This window comes from Streptomyces arenae (assembly GCF_022343545.1).
Lineage (GTDB): Bacteria > Actinomycetota > Actinomycetes > Streptomycetales > Streptomycetaceae > Streptomyces > Streptomyces humi.
Window position 1 is genome coordinate 94,941 of record NZ_JAKQYH010000048.1, and the last position, 6,969, is coordinate 101,909.

Below are 6,969 nucleotides of genomic sequence, written 5' to 3' on the forward strand. Positions count from 1 at the left end.
CTCCCCGATGCCCCGGAGCGCCCACCGGCACAGGCCGGAGGCGACTCCCTACGTCGACCTCACCCGCTCCGAGTGGAGCGCGTTGCGCGACAAGACGCCGTTGCCGCTCACCGCCGACGAGGTCGAGAAGCTGCGCGGCCTCGGTGACGTCATCGACCTCGACGAGGTGCGGGACATCTACCTCCCGCTGTCCCGGCTGCTCAATCTGTACGTCGGCGCCACCGACGGACTGCGCGGCGCGCTGAACACCTTCCTCGGCGAACAGGGCTCGCAGTCCGGCACCCCGTTCGTGATAGGCGTGGCCGGTTCGGTCGCCGTCGGGAAGTCGACGGTCGCCCGGCTCCTGCAGGCCCTGCTCTCCCGCTGGCCCGAACACCCGCGCGTCGAGCTCGTGACGACGGACGGCTTCCTGCTCCCGACCAGGGAGCTGGAGGCGCGCGGCCTGATGTCCCGCAAGGGCTTCCCCGAGTCGTACGACCGCCGGGCCCTGACCCGCTTCGTCGCCGACATCAAGGCCGGCAAGGACGAGGTCACCGCCCCGGTCTACTCGCACCTGATCTACGACATCGTCCCGGACCGCAGGCTCACCGTCCGGCGCCCCGACATCCTGATCGTCGAGGGCCTGAACGTCCTCCAGCCCGCCCTGCCCGGCAGCGACGGCCGCACCCGGGTCGGTCTCGCCGACTACTTCGACTTCAGCGTGTACGTCGACGCGAGCGAGGAGGACATCGAGCGCTGGTACCTCAACCGGTTCAAGAAGCTCCGGCAGACCGCCTTCCAGAACCCGGACTCGTACTTCAGGAAGTACACCCAGGTGTCCGAGGAGGACGCCCTGGAGTACGCCCGCGGTCTCTGGCGCACCATCAACAGGCCCAACCTGGTGGAGAACATCGCCCCGACCCGCGGCCGCGCCACCCTGGTCGTCCGCAAGGGCCCGGACCACAAGGTCCAGCGCCTACGGCTCCGCAAGCTGTAGCGCCCCTTCAGGGGCGCTGGGGGTACCCCCGGCCGAAGGCTGGGGGAGGAACTGCGCGACCAGCCACCACGAACCGTCAGCCCGCGACGCACCGTCCCCGGCACCCCCGCAACGGCCTCAACCCAGCGCGGACTTCACCGCATCGGCCAGCCGCCCGGCCACCGACCGCGCCTGCTCGATGTCGGCCGCCTCCACCATCACGCGCACCAGCGGCTCGGTCCCGGACGGACGGAGCAGCACCCGCCCCGTCTCCCCCAGCTCCCGCTCCGCCTCGGCCACGGCCGCCGCCAGGTCGCCCGACGTCCGCACCCGTGACCTGTCGACGTCGGGCACGTTGATCAGCACCTGCGGCAGCCGCTTCATCACGCCCGCCAGCTCCCGCAGCGACTTCCCGGTCCCCGCGACCCGCGCCGCCAGCAGCAGCCCGGTCAGCGTGCCGTCGCCGGTGGTCGCGTGGTCGAGGATGATGACGTGCCCGGACTGCTCGCCGCCGAGGGCGTAGCCGTGCTCCTTCATCTCCTCCAGCACGTACCGGTCGCCGACCGCGGTCTGCACGAGGTGCAGCCCCTCCCGCTCCAGCGCCAGCTTGAAGCCGAGGTTGGACATCACGGTGGCGACGACGGTGTCGGCGCGCAGCTCGCCCCGCTCCCGCAGCGCGAGCGCCAGCACGGCCATGATCTGGTCGCCGTCGACCTCCTCGCCGGTGTGGTCGACCGCGAGGCACCGGTCCGCGTCGCCGTCGTGCGCGATGCCGAAGTCGGCGCCGTGCTCGACGACCGCGGCCTTCAGCGGGCCGAGGTGGGTCGAGCCGCAGCCGTCGTTGATGTTCAGGCCGTCCGGCTCGGCACCGATGGTGACGACCTCGGCACCGGCCCGGCGGAACGCCTCCGGCGAGACCCCCGCGGCCGCGCCGTGCGCTTCGTCGAGAACGATCTTCAGGCCGTCGAGCCGGTTCGGGAGGACGCCGAGCAGGTGCCCGACGTACTGCTCGAAGCCCTCGTCGTAGGACCGCACCCGGCCGACGCCGGCACCGGTCGGCCGCTCCCAGGGCTCACCGTGCCGGTGGGACTCGTACACCGCCTCGATACGGTCCTCCAGCTCGTCGTCGAGCTTGTGGCCGCCGCGGGCGAGGAACTTGATGCCGTTGTCGGGCATGGCGTTGTGGCTGGCGGAGAGCATGACACCGAGGTCCGCGCCGAGCGCGCCCGTGAGGAAGGCCACGGCGGGGGTCGGCAGGACGCCCACGCTCAGGACGTCGACGCCCGCGCTGGCCAGGCCCGCGACCACGGCCGCCTCCAGGAACTCCCCGGACGCGCGCGGATCCCGTCCGACGACCGCCTTCGGGCGGTGGCCCTCGAACGTGCCCGCCTCGGCCAGCACGTGCGCCGCCGCGACCGACAGGCCGAGCGCCATCTCGGCGGTCAGGTCCGCGTTGGCGACACCGCGCACGCCGTCCGTGCCGAAGAGTCGTCCCACTTGTCCTCCTGAGGAAGCGTCCTTGCTGCCAGGAAATGATGGCAGGCGCTTTGTCATGCGATCACACCAGCCTTTGAGCGTCTTGTGTCGTTATACGCCCTTGGCTGGGATAAACGAACGCCCCGGCGGCACATGTGGCGTGCCGCCGGGGCGTTCGGAGTACGTGCAGGCGACTGTGATTAACGCTTGCTGTACTGCGGGGCCTTACGGGCCTTCTTGAGACCGGCCTTCTTGCGCTCGACCGCACGGTCGTCGCGCTTGAGGAAGCCGGCCTTCTTCAGCGGGCCGCGGTTGTTGTCGACGTCCGCCTCGTTCAGCGCGCGGGCGACACCGAGACGGAGCGCACCGGCCTGACCGGAGACACCGCCACCGGCGATGCGGGCGATGACGTCGTAACGGCCCTCGAGCTCCAGCACCTTGAAGGGCTCGTTGACTTCCTGCTGGTGCACCTTGTTCGGGAAGTAGTCCTCGAGGGTGCGACCGTTGATCTTCCACTTGCCGGTGCCCGGGACGATCCGGACACGGGCGATGGCGTTCTTGCGACGGCCCAGGCCGGCGGCCGGCTGCGGGTCGCCGAAGCGGGACGCCAGGGACTCCGAGGTGTACTCGCCCTCGACGGGGACCTCGGACTCGGTGGTGTAGCTGTCGATGTCGACGAGTTCGGTCTCGGTCTCTTCGACCGGCTGCTCAGCGGTGGTCTCGGCCACGATGCTCCTCAGATTCTTTTCTGTCTTAGGGGGTGGCCGGAACTACTGCGCGACCTGGGTGATCTCGAACGGCACCGGCTGCTGCGCAGCGTGCGGGTGCACGTCACCCTTGTAGACCTTCAGCTTCGAGAGCATCTGACGGCCCAGCGTGTTCTTGGGAAGCATGCCCTTGACGGCCTTCTCGATGGCCTTCTCGGGGTTCTTGTCGAGGAGCTCGTCGTAACGGACGGAGCGCAGACCACCCGGGTAGCCGGAGTGGCGGTACGCCATCTTCTGGGTCCGCTTGTTGCCGGACAGGTGCACCTTGTCGGCGTTGATGATGATGACGAAGTCACCGGTGTCGACGTGGGGGGCGTAGATCGGCTTGTGCTTGCCGCGGAGAAGGGATGCGGCGGTGGTGGCGAGACGGCCCAGGACGACGTCCTGAGCGTCAATGACGTGCCACTGGCGAGTCACATCGCCGGGCTTGGGGCTGTACGTACGCACTTCGCAGCCTTCTTCTTCAGTGGATGGGTGCTGACACATGGCATCACTGAAGCGATCGTGCAGCTGGGGACGACAGTGCCGGGGACGCTGCCCGTATGCCGCCCACTGGTAACTGCTCCAGGGAACCTAGGTAGAGGCCACTCCCGTGAGAACGAGCGAGCCTATACACAACGAAGAGCCAGCGTACCGGGACGCCCCCGGACGGGTCAAAACGAGTCCCCGGCGACACTCTCCGGACATCGGCGGCGCTCAGCGGTACCGGGATGCTCCCCCGTGCCCCAAAGGTCCACTATCACCGTTCGTACTGTCGCACCGGCACCCCTCTTCGCCCGTCTAAGATGCGCCCCATGAGTTATGGGCAGGGGGGACCCCAGTCCCAGTGGGATCCCTGGAAACCGCAGTCTCAGCAGCCCTGGCGCGACAGCTCCGGGCCGACCCCGGACTGGGCCGCGCTCGCCGACGCCTCGGAAACGCGGAACAAGCGGCGCAGAGTGCTGTTCATCGGCGGTGGCGTGGTCGCCACGCTGGCGATCGGCACGGCCGTCGCGATGGCCGTGGTGTCCGCGAACGGCGACGACAACGCCTCCGGCACGCCCTCGAACCTGCCCGCGAGCGCCTCGCTGCCCAGTGAGTCGGCGGGCTCGCCGTCCTTCGCGCCGACCAGCGCGCCGCCGCCGCTGGATCCGCAGGACTTCATATCCAGCGTCCAGAAGGACACGGCGCCGCTCAGCGCGGAGACCCTCTTCCCGGGCACCCAGCTGACCATGGGCGAGACGGTCTACAAGAAGAACGCCACGGCCGACACCAAGCAGTGCGCGTCGGTCGCCAAGGGCACCCTGGTCAACGTGCTCACCAAGAACAACTGCACCCGGCTGCTGCGGGTCACCTACAGCAAGGACGGCGTCGCGGTGACGGTGGGCGTGGCCGTCTTCAACACCGAGGCCCAGGCCACCAAGGCCAAGAGCGAGGCCGACAAGAAGGGCTTCGTCAGCTCGCTGGCGGGCGCCGGCGTGAAGACCTTCTGCAACTCCGGGGTCTGCCGTACCACGGCCAACTCCTACGGCCGCTACGCCTACTTCACCACCACCGGCTTCACCAGCGGCAAGGACGTCACCACCAAGGACACCAAGGTCTTCCAGACCGGCGACGACCTGGCGGAGTTCACCTTCCGGCAGATCCGCCGCCGCGGCGAGGCCCAGGCCTCGGCGGCGGCGAACCAGTGACCGCGGTGCTCTAACAGCACCCGGCGGACGGCAGCGACCGCTTGTTGCGCGCTTCCTTGTTGCGCGCGGCGAGGAGTTCGTCCGCCGGGTAGCCGACCTCCTCCAGGGTCAGGCCGTGCGGCCGTACGACGTGCACGGCCGAGTCCCTGACCCCGGCGGCCAGCACCTTGCCCGGCCACTCCGGGCCGCGGTGCCCGTCCCCCACGAACAGCAGCGCGCCGATCAGGGACCGCACCATGTTGTGGCAGAAGGCGTCGGCCCGCACGGTGGCCGTGACGATCCCGTCGGCCCCCCGCTCCAGGCTCAGCTCCTGGAGGGTCCTGATGGTCGTCGCCCCCTCCCGCCGCTTGCAGTACGCGGCGAAGTCGTGCTCCCCGAGCAGCCGCGAGGCCGCCTCGTTCATGGCCGCCACGTCGAGCGGCCAGTCGTGCCACAGGACGTGGTTGCGCAGCAGCGGATCGACACCGCCGGGGTTGTCGGTCACCCGGTACGCGTAGCGGCGCCAGACGGCCGAGAAACGAGCGTTGAAGCCCTCCGGGGCCACGGTGAGCGACCACACCCGGACGTCCTTCGGCAGCCGCCCCGCCAGCCGCTTCAGCAGCTTCTCGCCCTGCTCCTCCCACAGCCCGGCAGGCAGGTCGACGTGCGCCACCTGTCCGCGCGCGTGCACCCCGGCATCGGTCCGCCCGGCGACGGTCAGCTCGTACGCCGTGTCCTGCGACCGCGTGACGATCCGCAGCGCGTCCTCGATCTCCCCCTGCACGGTCCGCTTCCCACCGGCCTGCTTGGCCCAGCCGTGGAAGCCGGTCCCGTCGTAGGACAGGTCGAGGCGGATCCGCACATGGCCGGGCTGAACTTCGTCACTCACACAGAGATCCTCTCAGGTAAAGAAAAGTGGGCCCGTCCCATGAAGGAACAGGCCCACTCAAGCGCCCCGTCAGGGGCGCGGGGAACTGCGCGACCAGCCACTACGGCGCCGCAGCCGCCGACCGGCAGTTCCCGGCAGAACGCTTACGCGTCCTTCGACTCCTCGGCGGCAGCCTCGGGCGCCGCGTCCTCGGCGGCCTCGTCGGCCTTGGTCTCCTCGACCTTGGCCTCCTCGGCCTCCTTGACCGCACGCTTGGTGGCGGCCTCGGCCTCGCCGGTCGCCTGCTGCGCGACCGTCAGCGCCTCGACCAGCTCGATGACAGCCATGGGCGCGTTGTCGCCACGGCGGTTACCGATCTTGGTGATGCGGGTGTAGCCACCCGGACGGTTCTCGTAGCGGGGGCCGATCTCGGTGAAGAGCGTGTGCACGATGCTCTTGTCCGTGATGACCTGGAGCACCTGACGGCGGTTGTGAAGGTCGCCCTTCTTCGCCTTGGTGACCAGACGCTCGGCGTACGGGCGCAGGCGGCGGGCCTTCGCCTCGGTGGTGGTGATACGGCCGTGCTCGAAGAGCGACTTCGCGAGGTTCGCGAGGAGCAGCTTCTCGTGCGCGGCGCTGCCGCCCAGACGGGCACCCTTGGTGGGCTTCGGCATGTTCTTCTCCTGTGTGTCTGCCCCGGCCGTGTCAGGTACCGGGGTCAGGAACCCGGTGAGCGGATGCCCACCGGCAACGACCGGTCAAGTACTGATCAGTACTGCTCGGTCTCCACGAAACCCGCGTCCGCGTCGTCGTCGGCGCCGAAGGCGTCGGCAGCGGCCGTGGGGTCGAATCCGGGCGGGCTGTCCTTGAGGGCCAGGCCCATGCCGGCCAGCTTCGCCTTGACCTCGTCGATGGACTTCGCACCGAAGTTGCGGATGTCCAGGAGGTCCGCCTCGGAACGCGCCACGAGCTCACCCACGGAGTGGATGCCCTCGCGCTTGAGGCAGTTGTAGGAACGGACCGTGAGCTCGAGCTCCTCGATGGGGAGCGCGAGGTCGGCGGCCAGGGCGGCGTCCGTGGGGGACGGGCCCATGTCGATGCCCTCGGCGTCGATGTTCAGCTCGCGGGCGAGACCGAACAGCTCGACCAGGGTCTTGCCCGCCGAGGCCATGGCGTCACGCGGCCGCATCGCCTGCTTCGTCTCGACGTCGACGATCAGCTTGTCGAAGTCGGTGCGCTGCTCGACACGGGTCG

Annotated in this window: 8 protein-coding genes; 2 read left to right on the forward strand and 6 right to left on the reverse strand. The window is 69.6% G+C overall.

The window, feature by feature from the left end; translation table 11 throughout:
• The first annotated feature begins 7 nt into the window (after positions 1-7).
• Entirely contained in the window at positions 8-976 is a 969-nt protein-coding gene (gene coaA, locus MB828_RS21645; protein WP_165941735.1) for a type I pantothenate kinase, read from the forward strand.
• Positions 977-1,093: 117 nt separating this feature from the next.
• Here coaA and glmM read toward each other — a convergent pair whose 3' ends face one another.
• From glmM to rplM, 3 genes are all read right to left on the reverse strand, one after another.
• Positions 1,094-2,452 carry a phosphoglucosamine mutase gene (gene glmM / locus MB828_RS21650; RefSeq protein ID WP_133028787.1) on the reverse strand — a complete coding sequence of 453 codons (1,359 nt, stop codon included), beginning with the start codon at positions 2,450-2,452 and terminating at the stop codon, positions 1,094-1,096.
• 179 nt (positions 2,453-2,631) lie between these two features.
• Positions 2,632-3,159 carry a 30S ribosomal protein S9 gene (rpsI, locus tag MB828_RS21655; RefSeq protein WP_133028786.1) on the reverse strand — a complete coding sequence of 176 codons (528 nt, stop codon included), beginning with the start codon at positions 3,157-3,159 and terminating at the stop codon, positions 2,632-2,634.
• Between the two features lie 42 nt (positions 3,160-3,201).
• Positions 3,202-3,645 (reverse strand): 50S ribosomal protein L13, encoded by a 444-nt coding sequence (gene rplM / locus MB828_RS21660; RefSeq protein ID WP_020941688.1) that lies wholly within the window; start codon positions 3,643-3,645, stop codon positions 3,202-3,204.
• Positions 3,646-3,992: 347 nt separating this feature from the next.
• On the opposite strand from rplM, the gene MB828_RS21665 reads away from it, so the two are divergent.
• A complete protein-coding gene (locus MB828_RS21665; protein WP_133028785.1) occupies positions 3,993-4,868 on the forward strand; it encodes a hypothetical protein in 876 nt (291 codons plus the stop codon).
• A 10-nt stretch (positions 4,869-4,878) separates the two neighbouring features.
• On the opposite strand, the gene truA is transcribed toward MB828_RS21665, so the two are convergent.
• The 3 genes from truA to MB828_RS21680 form a co-directional block, all read right to left on the reverse strand.
• On the reverse strand, positions 4,879-5,736 hold the full coding sequence (gene truA / locus MB828_RS21670; RefSeq protein ID WP_301649634.1) for a tRNA pseudouridine(38-40) synthase TruA: 858 nt from the start codon (positions 5,734-5,736) through the stop codon (positions 4,879-4,881).
• 143 nt (positions 5,737-5,879) lie between these two features.
• On the reverse strand, positions 5,880-6,389 hold the full coding sequence (rplQ, locus tag MB828_RS21675; RefSeq protein ID WP_301649635.1) for a 50S ribosomal protein L17: 510 nt from the start codon (positions 6,387-6,389) through the stop codon (positions 5,880-5,882).
• 95 nt (positions 6,390-6,484) lie between these two features.
• Positions 6,485-6,969, reverse strand: a 485-nt coding sequence (locus MB828_RS21680) for a DNA-directed RNA polymerase subunit alpha C-terminal domain-containing protein (RefSeq protein WP_301649636.1), incomplete at its 5' end; no start/stop codon positions are given.